The organism is Mycolicibacterium vinylchloridicum, from assembly GCF_013404075.1.
Classification (GTDB): Bacteria; Actinomycetota; Actinomycetes; order Mycobacteriales; family Mycobacteriaceae; genus Mycobacterium; species Mycobacterium vinylchloridicum.
On the sequence record NZ_JACBJQ010000015.1, the window covers coordinates 26,446 to 41,269 of the forward strand.

The window sequence follows — 14,824 nt, forward strand, 5'->3', positions numbered from 1 at the left end:
CCTAGAGCGCGGCGACGCTCTCCGAGCGGTTCTGGGCGAATCCCCAGTCGAGCAGTGTGGCGGCCTGATCCCAGTAGGTGGGCCCACCCTCGTGGATCAGCCCGTACATCATCGCGATCACCAGCCGGCGGCCGTCGCGGTCGGCGGCGCCGACGAACGTCTTGCGTGCGGCATCGGTGAATCCGGTCTTGCCTCCGATCGCGCCGGGGTAGCGACCGAGGAGCTCGTTCTGGTTGACCAGCGGCTTGTCACCGGCGTCGGTCGGAAACATGGCCACCGATTCCGCGGTGATCTGGGCGAACACCGGGTTGGCCATCGCCGCCCGGAAGATGGCCGCCAGATCGTGCGGAGTGGTCCATCCCGGACCGCCCGGACCGTCCAGGCCCGACGGCGTGGTTGCGTGCGTGTTGGTCGCGCCGATGGCGACGGCCTTGGCGTTCATCTTGTCCACCGCGGCGTCGAAGCCGCCGATCATGTCGGCCAGGGCGTTGGCGGCATCGTTGCCCGACACCAGCAGCAGCCCGTCGAGCAGCTGGCGTGCGGTGTAGGTGCGGCCGGGACGCACTCCCGCGCAGTTGCATTCGACGAGAGCTTCGGTGTTGTTGGCGACCATGGTGGCGTTCAGGTCGGGCAGCTCGTCGAGGACAGTCAGCGCGAGCAGCGTCTTGATCGTGCTGGCCGGTGGGTGCGGGGCGTACATATCGCGGCCCGCCAGCACCTGGCCGGTGTCCATGTCGGCGATGATCCAGGCGGTTGCGGGGCCGTCGGGAATCGGTACCGAACCCGCGGGCTGGTCGGTGTCGGCGCCGGCGATGCCTGCGGTCGAGGTCAGCAGGAGCAGTGTCGCGATCGCGCTCCCGAGAAGTCTGCGCATGGGCTCTGAGCCTAACCCGAGGCGCCGGGGGTGTGCCGCCTCAGTAGACGTCGCGCACGTAGCGATGGGCCTTGATCAGCTCGTTGACGTAGGAGTGGGCGGCGGCAGCGTCCATGTCGCCGGCCTCGGCGACGATGTCGTGCAGCGCTCGGTCGACGTCCTTGGCCATTCGATCGGCATCGCCGCACACGTAGAGGTACGCACCGTCGCGAAGCCAGGCGTAGAACTCTTCCGCGTTCTCCTTCATCCGGTGCTGGACGTAGGTCTTGGGTGCGCCGCTCTCGCGGGAGAAAGCGAGGTCCAGCCGGGTGAGCACGCCGGAGTCGACGAATCCCGACAGTTCGTCGCCGTACAGGAAGTCGGTGCTGCGCCGACGGTCGCCGAAGAACAGCCATGCCTTGCCCGACGCCGCCGTGGCCTGCCGCTCGTGCAGGAAGGCACGGAACGGGGCGATGCCGGTACCGGGCCCGATCATGATGATCGGTACGTCGGGGGCGGGCAGCCGGAAATTGTGGTTGGGGCGCAGGTGGATTCGCACGGATTGTCCGCGATCGGCCAGGAATGTCGAGGCGACGCCCCCGCGGTCGCGTTCACGTTCGCGGTAGCGCACGGTCGCGACCGTCAGGTGCAGCTGGCCGGGATGTACCAGCGGGCTGGATGCGATCGAGTAGTCGCGGAACTGCAAGGGCCGCAACGATTCCAGCACCTCGTCGAGGGTGAGGTCGGCGAGCTCGAGCAGGTCGAGGACATCGCGGCCGTACAGCCACGACGACACCACTGCCGGGTCGGGTGAACTCAGCGCGGCCCTGGCCTCGGCGTTGTCGGTGCGGGCCGCGACCAACGCCTGCAATGCCCGTGACGGTGTGCAGATCTCGAGCTCGCCGGCCAACAGTTCGCCCAGCGGCCGGTCGGTACCGGCGGCGACGCAGGTGCCGTCGACGCCCAGCTTCGCCAGGATGGCTGCGACCAGTTCGGGGGAGTTGACTGGGTGCACGGCCACCGAATCGCCTGCGTCATAGGTGATTCCGGAATCCCCGAGGTGCAGCTCGATGTGGCGGACTTCCTTGTCGGAATCCGGCGCGGTCAACAGCCGGTTGATCACAGCGGTCGCCGGATAGGGATTCGCGTCCGTCCATCCAGTGGCGTTGCGGGTCGGCGTCGGCCGCGATGCCACTGGCGCGGCGGCGGTGTGTCCGGGCAAGGTGGTGCTGGCTTCTTCGACCATCTTGGTCATCTCGGCTATCCACTGGCGGGCGTCGCCCTCGCGGTAGCAGTCGAATTCGACCCGTTCGGTCAGCGCGCGTGCGCCCAGCTCGGCCAGCCGGGAGTCGATGATCCGCCCGGCGTTGCAGAACAGCTCATAGGAGCTGTCGCCGAGCGCCAGGACCGCGTAGCCGAGGTCGTCGAAGCGGACCTCGGACGTGGACAGTTCCTCCCAGAACACCGTGCCGTTGTCGGGCACTTCGCCCTCACCGAAGGTCGAGGCCACCACGATGAAATGGCTCGCCGCCGCCACCTCGTCGAGCGTGACATCGTTGAGTTCGGTCTCGGTGACGTCGACGCCGATGGCTTTGACGGCGTCTGCCAGCTGCATGGCGATGTACTCGGCGGTGCCCATGTCACTGGCGTAGCCAATGATCAGTGAGAATTCAGGGCCCTGGAACACTCGTCCTCCGCGGGAAAGTCGACTTTGGTTAGGGTTACCTTAGTCGTGTTGTCCCGCTGGCGTGGACCTCCCCACCGGGGCTCGGCGGGACGGTGTTGAATCTCACGAATGCTGAGTCTTGAAGAGATTTCGGATCGGTTGGAGATCCAGCAGCTGCTGGTGGATTACTCGACTGCGATCGACAATCGCCGGTTCGACGACCTGGATCGCGTCTTCACTCCCGATGCGCACATCGACTACACCGAGCTGGGTGGAATCGCGGGCACCTTCCCCGACGTCAAAGCGTGGCTGGCCGAGGTATTACCCAACTTCCCGGCCTACTTCCACATGCTCGGCAACTTCGACATCCGACTCGACGGCGACAACGCGACCTCCCGCACCATCCTGTTCAATCCGATGGCGCTCGGCGACAACGGTCAGGTCATGTTCTGCGGGCTGTGGTACGACGACGCGTTCGTTCGCACCGCCGAGGGCTGGCGGATGACGCGACGCGTCGAATCGAAGTGCATCCAGAAAGTGGTCTGAGCAACGCCGGGGCGGCCGGATCGCCCGACCGCCCTGCGGCGCCGTCAGGATCAGCTGGCCGGCGGGGTCAGCACGGTGTCGATCAAGTACACCGTTGCGTTGGCTGTGCGGACACCGCCGCACACCACCGACGCGCCGTCGACCTTGAGGTCATTGCCCGCACCGGTGACAGTGACCGGTGCGCCTTGCACGGTCGGGTGCGAGCCGTCCACGTCAGCCGGGCTGAGCTGACCGGGCACGACGTGATACGTGAGAATCTTGGTCAAGGCGGCCGAGTCGGACTTCAGCTCTTCGACCGTGGCCGGCGGCAGCTTGGCGAACGCGGCGTCCGTCGGCGCGAACACGGTGAACTGTCCGCCGTTCAATGTGTCGACGAGGTTCACGTTCGGATTGAGCTTGCCCGACACTGCAGCAGTCAGGGTGGTCAGCAGCGGGTTGTTCGACGCGGCCACCGTGACGGGGTCGTGGGCCATTCCGGCCACCGAGCCCGGACCGGTGGGCACCTGCATGGCGTACCCCGCGCACCCTGGACCGACCAGGTTGCTGGTCATGTCGGCGCCGGCAACGCCGGTCGAGATCGTCATGACGGCAGCCGCACCCAGGGCCGTCGTTGCCACCGCCACCGCGAGTTCGCGTTGAATGTTCATTGACGTGTTTCTCCTCCGTGTCGTCGACGGCGAGTTGCCGCCTTCGTGATGTACGACCGGGATTCGGAGCCGGACGCGCCGCGGATTGGTCGGCAGCGAGACTTGCTCGATAAACACGCCAACCATCCGCGGCCTCGCCGGTGTCGAATTCCTTGTGTGTCAGGAACCCGGGCCCAGAGTCAGCTCCGCCGTGTGGCGGTGCCGATGGTGGCGGGCCCGCACGCCTGCCGGCAGTCCGCCGTCGGACATCGGTTGCGGATCGGCCAACTCGGGGCGGTCGGGCGAGCCGACCCACTACGCTTCGCTTCGATGACTGCACCGCCGCAATCCGGCAGCGACCTCGACGCGTTGCTGTCTCTGGTCGGCCGCGGCGATGTCGACGCGTTCGCCGCCCTCTACGACCGGACCCGTGCGCGCGTGTACGGGCTGATCCTGCGGCTCCTTCGCGACCCGGGTTACAGCGAAGAAGCCACCCAGGAGGTTTACCTTCAGGTGTGGCGCGGTGCCGCACAGTTCGATCCCGCGGCGGGTTCGGCACTGGCGTGGCTGATGACACTTGCCCATCGGCGCGCTGTGGACCGGGTGCGCAGCGAAGAAGCTGCCACCCGGCGAGACCTGCGCTACGGCGCCGCGAGCGGTGAACCGTCGGTCGATGTCGTGGTCGAAGCCGCGATCCAGCGCGACGAGGCCCGGCAGGTGGCAGATTGCCTGCAGTCACTGACCGACCTGCAGCGCGAATGCATCGAATTGGCGTACTACCGCGGCTTGACCTATGTCGAGGTGTCGCAGCGGTTGGCCGCGACCCTGCCGACGGTCAAGTCGCGGATGCGTGATGCGCTGCGCGGCCTGCGCACGTGTTTGGGGGTGTCATGACCGGTCCCGCGGATTTCGAGTTGTTGGCGTTGGCCACCCCGTATGCCCTCGACGCCGTGTCCGACGCCGAGCGTGCGGACATCGAGCGGCGTCTGGACGCTGCACCTGCTGTCCTCGCCGAGGAGTTCCACGACGAAGTGCGGGCCGTGCGCGAGACGATGGCCGCATTGTCGGCCAGCACGAGCGCCGAGCCTGCACCGGAGTTGCGGGAGCGGCTACTGGCCGCGGTGACACCGCCGCAGAGCGTCGGAAAGCGCACGCGCACAACCCTTTTGTTGGCAGCAGCGAGTGCACTGGTGGTTGCCCTGGCTGCGGTGAGTGTGGGGTTGGCGTTGCGGCCGCCGCCGCAACGGTCGACCGCCGAGCAGGTGATCAGCGCGCCCGACATCCATACCGTCAGTGCCCCCATCCCGTCCGGCGGCGTCGCGACGGTCGTGTACTCGCGCGACAAGAATGCGGCGGTACTGGTGATGAACGACGTCAGTCCGCCCCCTCCGGGCAGCGTCTACCAGATGTGGTTGCTGGGCGGCCAGGAACCGCGCTCGGCAGGCACGATGGGGCCCGACGACGTCGGCGCGTCGACCACCGCGGTATTGCCAGACCTTCGGACCGCACGCGCGCTGGCGTTCACCGTCGAGCCGGGCACCGGTTCGACCCAGCCGACCACCGAGCCATTCGCCGAACTGCCGCTGACCTGAGCCGCGACCGTCCGGTCCTGAACAGTCCGGCATCACCACTGACTTCACCCGAGCACCGATCCGTACCCGCGGCGGCTCCGAACTCCTTGATAGGCGCTGTCGGCAGCGACCTACCGAGGCGGGTGGAAGGGGCCAACATGGACGGTCTGCGGGTCACGGCGCGAGTGCTCACCCGCGCAGCGATGACGACGACCGCGCTGTGCAGGGCCGTCGCAGCGTGTGGTCGCAACTTGTGGGGCGATCACGATCCGGCGACGACGCGTCCCGCCACCTCGAAAACCACCTCGCCGGGGGCTTGCGGGCGCACCGGTGCCCTGAACCGCACGATTAACACCTGACCAGGGCGCTCTGGCACAATGGTCGGCTGTCCGGCTTGCGACCACGGTTGCTTGTCGGTCACGCACGCGGGGCAAAACCGGATCCGGCACTTCCGCCGGCATCGCTGAATTGCAGCGTGATACCCACAGGAGTTAGTTCATGGCTGTCAAAATCAAGCTCACCCGGCTCGGCAAGATCCGCAATCCCCAGTACCGCATCGCGGTCGCCGATTCGCGCACCCGTCGCGACGGCCGCGCGATCGAGGTCATCGGCCGCTACCACCCCAAGGAAGATCCGAGCCTGATCGAGATCGATTCCGAGCGCGCCCAGTACTGGCTGTCCGTCGGAGCCCAGCCCACCGAGCCCGTTCTCACGCTGCTGAAGATCACCGGTGACTGGCAGAAGTTCAAGGGCCTGCCGGGCACCGAGGGCACGCTGAAGGTCAAGGAGCCCAAGCCGAGCAAGCTCGACCTCTTCAACGCCGCGCTGGCCGAGGCCGACGGTGCCCCCAGTGGCGAGGCCGCCCAGCTCAAGAAGAAGAAGGCGCCCGCCAAGAAGGCTGAGGCCACCGAGGCCGAGCCGGCCGCCGAGGCCGCTGCAGAGCCGGCCGCCGAGGCCACTGAGGCTGCCGCAGAATGAGCTCGGTCGTCGTCGACGCCGTAGAGCATCTGGTTCGCGGGATCGTGGACAATCCCGATGACGTCCGCGTCGACATGGTCACCAATCGGCGGGGACGCACGGTTGAGGTTCATGTTCACCCCGAGGATCTGGGCAAGGTGATCGGCCGCGGCGGTCGCACCGCGACCGCGTTGCGCACCTTGGTCGCCGGAATCGGCGGCCGGGGTATCCGCGTCGACGTGGTGGACACCGACCAGTAGTCGCTATGGAGCTCGTCGTCGGGCGCGTGGCCAAAGCTCACGGGATCACCGGCGAACTGGTGGTGGACGTCCGCACGGACGACCCCGACGAGCGCTTCGCTCCCGGTAATCGGTTGCATCTCAAGCCTTCCCGTGGGGGCGGCGGCAGGGATGTCGTCGTCGAGACGGCGCGTCAGCACGGCGCCCGCCTGCTGGTCCGGCTCGACGGGGTGTCCGACCGCAATGCCGCTGACGCGTTGCGCGGCAACCTATTCGTCGTCGACACCGCGGACCTGCCGGAGATCGACGACCCCGACGAGTTCTACGACCATCAGCTCGAAGGGCTTTCGGTACGTACCGTCGACGGCCGGTCGATCGGCACGGTGGCCGAAGTGCTGCACACCGCGGGCGGGGAGCTGCTGGCGGTGCGCGGCCCGGAGGGCGCCGAAGTGCTGGTTCCGTTCGTCGGTGCGATCGTGACGTCGGTGTCGCTGGCCGACGGGGTTGTCGAAATCGATCCGCCCGACGGTCTTTTGGATCTGGACGGCTTGAGTTGAGATGCGCGTTGACGTCGTCACGATCTTCCCGGACTATCTAGCGCCGCTGCGACAGTCTCTGCCCGGCAAGGCTATTGAGTCGGGCATCTTGAATGTCGAGGTGCACGATCTGCGCCGCTGGACCCATGATGTGCATCACTCCGTCGATGATTCGCCGTACGGGGGTGGGCCCGGCATGGTGATGAAGGCGCCGGTGTGGGGTGCTGCACTCGATGAGATCTGCACCGAGTCAACACTTCTGGTGATCCCGACACCGGCGGGTCGGCTGTTCACCCAGAGTGACGCCCAGCGCTGGACGGGGGAGTCGCACCTGGTGTTCGCGTGCGGTCGTTACGAAGGCATTGATCAGCGGGTCGCCGAGGATGCGCGCCGGCGGATGCGTGTCGAAGAGGTGTCGATCGGCGATTACGTGCTGGCGGGCGGCGAGGTGGCGGCCCTGGTGATGTTCGAGGCGGTGGTCCGGCTGCTGCCCAATGTGATGGGCAATCCGCGCTCACACCAAGATGATTCGCACTCGCCGGAGGTGGACGGTCTGCTGGAGGGCCCGAGCTACACCCGCCCGCCGGTGTGGCGCGAGCTGCCGGTGCCCGAGGTGCTGCTCTCCGGTGACCACGGCAAAGTCGCGGCCTGGCGTCGCGAACAGGCGTTGCAGCGCACGAGGGAGCGCAGGCCAGACCTGTTAAGGGATCCGGCGGGCAGGAGCGAAGCGACCCGGGGAATCACCTGAGCGCTCGGCGTGGCGGAGATTATCGACCGCCGCCGAAGGGTATGGAGGAAGGCGTGACTCGTCCATCAACCGGCGCTCCGCCAGAACCGGCGGCTGCACCGGTGACGGGCCGGCAACGCAATCTGGTCTTTCTCGCCGTGGTGTTGGGCATGCTGCTCGCCGCTCTCGACCAGACGATCGTGGCCACCGCATTGCCGACCGTCGTCGCCGACCTCGGCGGGGCCGGTCACCAATCCTGGGTGGTGACCAGCTATCTGCTGGCCTCGACGATCGTGACGGCGGTGGTCGGCAAGCTCGGTGACACCTTCGGCCGCAAGGTGGTCTTCCAGGCCGCCATCCTGTTCTTCCTCGCCGGCTCGGTGCTGTGCGGGCTGTCCGGGTCGATGAGCATGCTGGTGGGTGCGCGCGCCCTGCAGGGCATCGGCGGCGGTGCCATCACCGTGACGGCGGTCGCGGTCATCGGAGAGGTGATCCCGCTGCGGGAGCGCGGCCGCTACCAGGGCGCGCTGGGCGCGGTGTTCGGTGTCACCACGGTGGTGGGGCCGTTGCTCGGCGGGTTGTTCACCGACCATCTCGGCTGGCGGTGGGCGTTCTGGATCAACGTGCCGGTCGCCGTGGTGGTACTGGCGGTCGCGGCGTGGGCGATTCCGCAGCTGGGCCGCACCGCCCGGCCGGTCATCGATTATCCGGGCATCGTCTTGGTCGGCCTGGGTGCCGCCGGGTTGACGCTGGCCACCAGCTGGGGTGGCACCACCTATGCGTGGGGTTCGGCGACGATCATCGGTTTGTTCGTCGGATCGCTGGTCGCGCTGGTGGCATTCGTCGTCGTGGAAAGCCGTGCGGCTGAGCCGATCCTGCCGATCCGGCTGTTCAAAGACCCGGTGTTCACGGTGTGCTGCGCGCTGTCGTTCGTCGTCGGATTCGCGATGCTCGGCGCGCTGACGTTCATGCCGACCTATATGCAGTTCGTCGACGGGGTGTCGGCGACGGTGTCCGGACTGCACACGCTGCCGATGGTGGTGGGTCTGCTCGCGACGTCGCTGACCAGTGGTGTCATCGTCGGGCGCACCGGGCGCTACAAGATCTTCCCGATCGCGGGCACCGCGATCATGGCCGTCGGATTCGTCCTGCTGTCATTCATGGACGCCCGCACCTCGGTGCTGGTGCAGTCCCTCGACCTGCTGATCCTGGGCGCCGGCATCGGGTTGAGCATGCAGGTTCTGGTGCTGACCGTGCAGAACACCGTGGACTTCACCGACCTCGGCGTCGCCACCTCGGGTGTCACGTTCTTCCGCACCATCGGCAGCTCCTTCGGTGCGGCCATCTTCGGCTCGCTGTTCAGCAATTTCCTGGCCGACCGGCTGCCCGGGGCACTGGCCGTCAGCGGCGCCTCGCCCGAGGTGGCGCAATCCCCGCAAGCGCTGCACAAGCTTCCCCACGAAGTGGTCGCACCGATCGTCGACGCCTACGCGGACTCGTTGAGCAAGGTGTTCCTGTTCGCGGCACCGGTCGCCGTCGTCGGCTTCGTTCTCGCGTTGTTCCTCAAGCAGGTTCCGCTGCGCGACGCCGCGGCCATGGGGAGCACCGACCTCGGCGAGGGTTTCGGAATGCCCACCACCGAGCCGGCCGAGAAGGTGCTGGAGGTGGCGGTCAGCCGGCTGATGCGGGAAACCCGCGGCATGCACCTGCCCGCGCTCGCCCGCTCCGGCGGCAGCCATCTCGACACCCCGCGGATGTGGGCGCTGCTGCAGATCTACCGGCACGGACAGGTGACCGGCCCGGTTGACGTGGCCGACGTCGCCGCCCGGCACCGGGTGCCGGTCGAGATCCTCGAACCGACCTTTGACCGGCTGGTCGCGTCGGGCTATGCCCAGCGCAGCGGCGATCAGCTGTGGTTGACGCCCTCGGGTGCCGCCGAAGTGAACTACGCCCGCAACCAGATCGCGAATTGGATCACCGATACCCTCACCCGCTCACCGGCTTTCGAAGGCCGACCCGACCGTATGCAGGTGCAGGGTGTGATGGAACGCATCGCCCGCAACGTGCTCGCCGAGAACGACGGCCCCGAGCCGGCCACCCGGCCGTTGGTCGTGGGACCGCGCCGTGCGGCCACTGCGACGGCGCCGACGACACGACTTCAGACCGGGACGGCAATGACCGCGGGCAACGAACCCACTCGGCCTTTCCGGCCCCGCGCCGCATTCCGTGAGCCGCCGCCGGGGCCGCCGCGCCGTTAGCGGCTCAGATCCGCCCGCCGGGGAACATCGTCTTCACGGCCTGCGTCAACGTTGCCCGCGCGGTGGCGTCGTCGACGGGTTGCAATGAGGCCATCGCCATCACGAACCGCTGATCGGCCCCGATCACACCGGTGGTCATGTGCAGCCAGTTGCCGCCGTTCCAGCAGCACATCCAACCTTGTTTGACCGCAACGGGTTCCGCGAACAGCCCGTCGGGAATGCCGAACCGCTGCGGGTAACCGTCGACTCCGGTTGGGGTCGACTTGGACAGGTCACCCAGGATCAGAGCAGCTTGATCGGCAGGCAAGCCGCCCGCGCCGTCGAGCAGCATGTCGTAGTAGCGCACCAGATCAGCGGTGGTGCTCATGGTGTTCCACCAGTTGCCGTCGTAGGGCGCGCTGGTCGATCGCAGTCCGTACCGGGAGCTCACCCGGCCCACGATCGCGCTGCCGCCGCCCTCGCCCCAGAACACCTCGGCGGCGCTGTCGTCGGAGGAGCGCAACATCACGTCGAAGGACTGCCGCTCTTCGGGGGTCATCTGGCGCTGGCCCTTGGCCACCTGCAGCAGCAGATCGTCGGCGATGAACAGTTTGCTCACCGATGCGATCGGGAAGGGTGCGCCGTCGCCGCCGGAGACGGTCCGACCGGTGTTCCGGTCGAGCACCGTGAAGCTGATGTCCGCGCCGTCCTGAGCGGCCTCGGCGGCGGCCTCGCGGGCCCGCACATCGAGGCCGACGGTCGCATCCGGCGGAGCATCGGCCAATGCGCCCGGTGCGGGAGCTTGCGCGATCGAATTCGGGTCGGCCGACAGCAGGTTCACCGGGTGAGCAGATCCGTCATCGGGGCCGGCGTTGACCTGAGCGGAAGATGCGGCGACCAGCACGCCGATCAATGCCGTCGCGGTGCCGGTGACCAGCATCGACAGATGCCGTCGCATGTCCATCTCCTCGAGGGACTGGGGAAACGCCGTAATGTTGGGTGCTGCGCTGCCGCCCGACCGTAATTCAGGTTAACCGTACCTTTTCTACACCGCGCGATTAGCCAGCCGAATCATCCGATGACCTCGGCGGGTCGCGCGATTTCACTGCTCGCGGTGCATCTGGCACAATTGAGCAGTTGCCGCGCGGGCCGGACCTTGTCGTGAAGCCTGCTGCGCCAAACACCACGTGCCCGAATCCATCGGCCCGGCGACCGCCAGCGCGTTTGCGCAGGCAGTCGGCTGCGTCGCAGAACCACAAGGAAGTGTCACCGATGAACACGCTGGACTTCGTCGACCAGGCGTCGCTGCGCGACGACATCCCGACCTTCAGCCCCGGGGACACCATCAATGTCCACGTGAAGGTCATCGAGGGCAACAAGCAGCGCATCCAGGTCTTCAAGGGTGTTGTGATCCGCCGCTCCGGTGGTGGCATCCGCGAGACCTTCACCGTCCGCAAGGAAAGCTACGGCGTCGGCGTCGAGCGGACCTTCCCGGTGCATTCGCCCAACATCGACCACATCGAGGTCGTCACCCGCGGTGACGTGCGCCGCGCCAAGCTCTACTACCTGCGCGAGCTCCGCGGCAAGAAGGCCAAGATCAAGGAGAAGCGCTGAGCTTCCGGGTGGCTGCGGCACTGACCGGTCAGCTCGGCTGACTACGCTGACGACGTGACCGACAAACCCGGCTCGGACGACTCCATCCCGGAATCCGCCACTGCGACGGACGCTCCGGACGACACCACCGCTGACGACGCCCCTGAGGAAGGGGAGAAGAAGCGGTCGGCTCTCAAAGAGGGCGCGATCCTCGTTGCCATCGCGGTGGTCCTCTACTACGTGATGCTGACGTTCATCGCGCGCCCGTACCTGATTCCGTCGGAGTCGATGGAGCCGACTCTGCACGGCTGCGCCGGCTGCGTCGGCGACCGGATCATGGTGGACAAGGTCACCTACCGGTTCAGTGAGCCGAGCCCCGGTGACGTCGTCGTCTTCAAAGGCCCGCCCAACTGGAACGTGGGCTACAAGTCCATCCGCTCGGACAACACCGCGATCCGGTACCTGGAGAATGCGCTCTCGGTCGTCGGTTTCGTGCCGCCGGATGAGAATGACCTGGTCAAGCGGATTATCGCGACCGGTGGTCAGACCGTGGAGTGCCGCGCCGACACCGGTTTGACCGTCGACGGCAAGCCGCTCAAGGAGCCGTACCTCAACGCGCAGACCATGAACGCGGACCCGTTGGTCTACCCGTGTCTGGGCAACGAGTTCGGTCCGGTCAAGGTGCCCGAGGGCCGGCTGTGGGTGATGGGCGACAACCGCACCCACTCGGCGGACTCGCGAGCGCACTGCACCAGCACTCCCGAGGACGCCCAGAAAGGCATCCTGTGCACCGGTGACCCGATGGCCGGCACCGTTCCGGTCGACAACGTCATCGGCAAGGCGCGGTTCATCGCGTGGCCGCCCTCTCGCTGGGGTGGTGTGTCCTCGGTCAACCCGCAGCAGGGCTGACCGTGCCGGCGATGACGTGGCCGCCGCGGACGGTGATCCGCAAATCGTCGGGACTGCGCACACTCGAATCTGCTTTGTACCGAAGCGGTTTGGGTCCGGTGGCCGGGGTCGACGAGGTGGGCCGCGGAGCCTGCGCGGGGCCGTTGGTGGTGGCGGCCTGCGTGCTCAGCCCGAATCGCCTCGAGAGCCTCGCGGCCTTGGACGACTCCAAGAAGCTCAACGAGGCCGAACGCGAGCGCCTGTTCCCGATCATCAAGCGCTACGCGCTGGCCTATCACGTGGTGTTCATCCCGGCCCCCGAGGTGGATCGCCGCGGAGTGCATGTGGCCAACATCGAAGGGATGCGCAGGGCGGTGGCGGGGTTGTCGGTACGGCCGGGGTATGTGCTGTCCGACGGCTTCCGGGTGCCGGGGCTGCCGATGCCGTCGCTACCGGTGATCGGCGGGGATGCCGCGGCGGCCTGTATCGCGGCGGCCAGCGTGCTGGCCAAAGTCAGCCGGGACCGGCTGATGGTCGCGATGGACCAAGAACACCCCGGCTACGGCTTCGCCGAACACAAGGGGTACAGCACCCCGGCGCACAGCGCGGCGCTGAGCAGCCTGGGCCCGTGCCGCCAGCACCGGTTTTCCTACATCAATGTCCGGCGGGTGGCGGGTATCGGTGGTAGCGAGATGGTGGTGGACTGCCCACCACCGCAGCACGGTGATCAGGTGTCAGTCGCACGCGAGGACACGGTGTGAGACAAGATGGACGAACGCCCCGATGAGACGACAAGAGGACCGCTGAGCCGATGAGTGCCGAAGATCTCGAAAAGTACGAGACCGAGATGGAGCTCTCGCTCTACCGCGAATACAAGGACATCGTGGGGCAGTTCAGCTATGTCGTGGAGACCGAGCGCCGCTTCTACCTGGCCAACAGCGTCGAGCTGGTGCCGCGGAACACCGACGGCGAGGTGTACTTCGAGCTACGCCTGTCCGATGCATGGGTGTGGGACATGTACCGCCCGGCCCGGTTCGTCAAGCAGGTCCGGGTGATCACGTTCAAGGACGTCAACATCGAAGAGGTCGAGAAGCCCGAGCTGCGGCTGCCCGAGTAGGTCAGCGCAGCGATGCGTCGATCGCTCCCGCCGACAGGATCTTCTCCAGAATCAGTGCTGCGCTGCCGATGTTGCCGGCCTTGTCGCCGTAGGTGGACGGCACGACCTGCAGGTGTCGGGTAGCCAGCGCAGTTGCGTTGCCGTACAAGGTTTCTCGCAGGCCGGCGACGAAAACGTCGTAGGCGCCCGACATGTCGCCGCCGACGACAAGCACCTCGGGGTTGAGCAGGTTCACCGCGGCGGCGACCACTTCGCCGACGTGACGGCCACTTTCGCGCAACAGCCGGCGCACCTCGCCGTCGCCGTGATTGGCCAATTCGACGACGTCGCGGATGTGGTTGACGGCGCGGCCCTGCTCTTGCAGGGTGCGCACCAATGCCCACCCACCGGCGATGGCCTCCAGGCAGCCGGTGTCACCGCAGCGGCACGGGATGCCCGCGGCGGCGGCGGTCTTGTTGTGGCCGAATTCGCCGGCAGCGCCCAGGGCGCCGCGCTGCAGCACGCCGCCGCACACGATGCCGGCACCCAGCCCGGTGGAGGCCTTGATCAGGAGCAGGTCGCGGTGGATCTTCAGCGGGCCGCGGCGTTCGGAGAGGGCCTGGACGTTGGTGTCGTTGTCGAGCACGATCGGCGCCGACGTCAGCTTGCGGAAGTAGGGCTCCAGGGGGACGCCGTCCCAGCCGCTCATCACCGGCGAGGCCAGGCTGCAGCCGTTCTTCTGATCGACGGTGCCGGGCAGCGACACCCCGACGCCGAGGACATCACGGGTGGTCCGGCCGGTTTCGTCGAGCAGCACTTCGAGGCGTTTGACCAGGTCGGGCATCAGGTCGTCGGGGCCGATGCGGATTTCGGAGTCCATATCGGTCAGCGCGTGGATGTCGCCGGCGAGGTTGCAGACCGCCAGGCGGGTGCGGCTGCGGCCGATGGCTGCCGACAGGACCACGCCGGCTTCGGCGTTGAATCGCACCAGTGCCGGGGGGCGCCCCCCGGTGGACGGCCCGTCCTCGCCTTCGGAGACGAGCCCGCGGCGGCCCAGTGCGGCGATCCGGCTACCGACAGCCGTCCTGGACAGTCCGGTCAGCTCGCGAATCTCGGTGCGGGTGGTGGCGACGCCGTCGCGGATGAGCGCGAAAATCTCCCCGGCAGTAGCGGGGGCGGCGGAACGCCTGGTGACCGGCACCTTTCCATTGAACCAAGATCTATCGCCGATCAAAAGCAATGGAGATGCGTGTCACTTTGACCTCATTTAGACAAAAGTCAGTTGGAAG

17 protein-coding genes are annotated in these 14,824 nt (G+C 67.3%); 12 read left to right on the forward strand and 5 right to left on the reverse strand.

What is annotated here, in order from left to right:
- Nucleotide 1 precedes the first annotated feature (1 nt).
- Both HPC46_RS14560 and HPC46_RS14565 read right to left on the reverse strand, forming a co-directional pair.
- The gene (locus HPC46_RS14560) at nt 2-874 is read right to left on the reverse strand and encodes a D-alanyl-D-alanine carboxypeptidase family protein (RefSeq protein ID WP_179470975.1); all 873 of its coding nucleotides are present in this window, start codon (nt 872-874) and stop codon (nt 2-4) included.
- A 40-nt stretch (nt 875-914) separates the two neighbouring features.
- Complete coding sequence (locus HPC46_RS14565; RefSeq protein WP_218894185.1) at nt 915-2,492, reverse strand: diflavin oxidoreductase; 1,578 nt, start codon at nt 2,490-2,492, stop codon at nt 915-917.
- Nucleotides 2,493-2,648: 156 nt separating this feature from the next.
- On the opposite strand from HPC46_RS14565, the gene HPC46_RS14570 reads away from it, so the two are divergent.
- The gene (locus tag HPC46_RS14570) at nt 2,649-3,065 is read left to right on the forward strand and encodes a nuclear transport factor 2 family protein (protein ID WP_179470979.1); all 417 of its coding nucleotides are present in this window, start codon (nt 2,649-2,651) and stop codon (nt 3,063-3,065) included.
- 50 nt (nt 3,066-3,115) lie between these two features.
- Here HPC46_RS14570 and HPC46_RS14575 read toward each other — a convergent pair whose 3' ends face one another.
- Nucleotides 3,116-3,649, reverse strand: coding sequence for a fasciclin domain-containing protein (locus tag HPC46_RS14575; protein WP_407665502.1), 534 nt, complete (start codon nt 3,647-3,649; stop codon nt 3,116-3,118).
- Between the two features lie 372 nt (nt 3,650-4,021).
- Here HPC46_RS14575 and HPC46_RS14580 point away from each other — a divergent pair, with 372 nt between their 5' ends.
- The 7 genes from HPC46_RS14580 to HPC46_RS14610 all read left to right on the forward strand — a co-directional run bounded on the left by HPC46_RS14580 (nt 4,022) and on the right by HPC46_RS14610 (nt 9,979).
- Complete coding sequence (locus HPC46_RS14580; RefSeq protein WP_179470983.1) at nt 4,022-4,585, forward strand: sigma-70 family RNA polymerase sigma factor; 564 nt, start codon at nt 4,022-4,024, stop codon at nt 4,583-4,585.
- A complete protein-coding gene (locus tag HPC46_RS14585; RefSeq protein ID WP_179470985.1) occupies nt 4,582-5,283 on the forward strand; it encodes an anti-sigma factor in 702 nt (233 codons plus the stop codon). The genes HPC46_RS14580 and HPC46_RS14585 overlap by 4 nt, the downstream gene beginning before the upstream one ends.
- Before the next feature lie 477 nt (nt 5,284-5,760).
- Nucleotides 5,761-6,240 carry a 30S ribosomal protein S16 gene (gene rpsP, locus HPC46_RS14590; protein WP_179470987.1) on the forward strand — a complete coding sequence of 160 codons (480 nt, stop codon included), beginning with the start codon at nt 5,761-5,763 and terminating at the stop codon, nt 6,238-6,240.
- The gene (locus HPC46_RS14595) at nt 6,237-6,479 is read left to right on the forward strand and encodes an RNA-binding protein (protein ID WP_005148848.1); all 243 of its coding nucleotides are present in this window, start codon (nt 6,237-6,239) and stop codon (nt 6,477-6,479) included. The genes rpsP and HPC46_RS14595 overlap by 4 nt, the downstream gene beginning before the upstream one ends.
- Nucleotides 6,480-6,484: 5 nt before the next feature.
- The gene (gene rimM / locus HPC46_RS14600) at nt 6,485-7,015 is read left to right on the forward strand and encodes a ribosome maturation factor RimM (RefSeq protein ID WP_179470989.1); all 531 of its coding nucleotides are present in this window, start codon (nt 6,485-6,487) and stop codon (nt 7,013-7,015) included.
- Between the two features lies 1 nt (nt 7,016).
- Complete coding sequence (gene trmD / locus HPC46_RS14605; RefSeq protein WP_179470991.1) at nt 7,017-7,742, forward strand: tRNA (guanosine(37)-N1)-methyltransferase TrmD; 726 nt, start codon at nt 7,017-7,019, stop codon at nt 7,740-7,742.
- Between the two features lie 41 nt (nt 7,743-7,783).
- Entirely contained in the window at nt 7,784-9,979 is a 2,196-nt protein-coding gene (locus tag HPC46_RS14610; RefSeq protein WP_179470993.1) for an MDR family MFS transporter, read from the forward strand.
- Between the two features lie 4 nt (nt 9,980-9,983).
- Here HPC46_RS14610 and HPC46_RS14615 read toward each other — a convergent pair whose 3' ends face one another.
- A complete protein-coding gene (locus HPC46_RS14615) occupies nt 9,984-10,916 on the reverse strand; it encodes a serine hydrolase (RefSeq protein ID WP_179470995.1) in 933 nt (310 codons plus the stop codon).
- 314 nt (nt 10,917-11,230) lie between these two features.
- Between HPC46_RS14615 and rplS the strand changes: the two genes are divergently transcribed.
- The 4 genes from rplS to HPC46_RS14635 are packed head-to-tail and all read left to right on the forward strand — an operon-like array spanning nt 11,231 to nt 13,556.
- Complete coding sequence (rplS, locus tag HPC46_RS14620; RefSeq protein ID WP_005148865.1) at nt 11,231-11,572, forward strand: 50S ribosomal protein L19; 342 nt, start codon at nt 11,231-11,233, stop codon at nt 11,570-11,572.
- 54 nt (nt 11,573-11,626) lie between these two features.
- Nucleotides 11,627-12,460 (forward strand): signal peptidase I, encoded by an 834-nt coding sequence (lepB, locus tag HPC46_RS14625; protein ID WP_179470997.1) that lies wholly within the window; start codon nt 11,627-11,629, stop codon nt 12,458-12,460.
- A 2-nt stretch (nt 12,461-12,462) separates the two neighbouring features.
- The gene (locus HPC46_RS14630; protein WP_179471182.1) at nt 12,463-13,200 is read left to right on the forward strand and encodes a ribonuclease HII; all 738 of its coding nucleotides are present in this window, start codon (nt 12,463-12,465) and stop codon (nt 13,198-13,200) included.
- Between the two features lie 50 nt (nt 13,201-13,250).
- The gene (locus HPC46_RS14635; RefSeq protein WP_005148868.1) at nt 13,251-13,556 is read left to right on the forward strand and encodes a DUF2469 domain-containing protein; all 306 of its coding nucleotides are present in this window, start codon (nt 13,251-13,253) and stop codon (nt 13,554-13,556) included.
- A gap of 1 nt (nt 13,557) precedes the next feature.
- Here HPC46_RS14635 and HPC46_RS14640 read toward each other — a convergent pair whose 3' ends face one another.
- Nucleotides 13,558-14,736, reverse strand: a complete 1,179-nt coding sequence (locus HPC46_RS14640; RefSeq protein ID WP_179470999.1) for an ROK family protein — start codon at nt 14,734-14,736, stop codon at nt 13,558-13,560.
- Between the last annotated feature and the right edge of the window lie 88 nt (nt 14,737-14,824).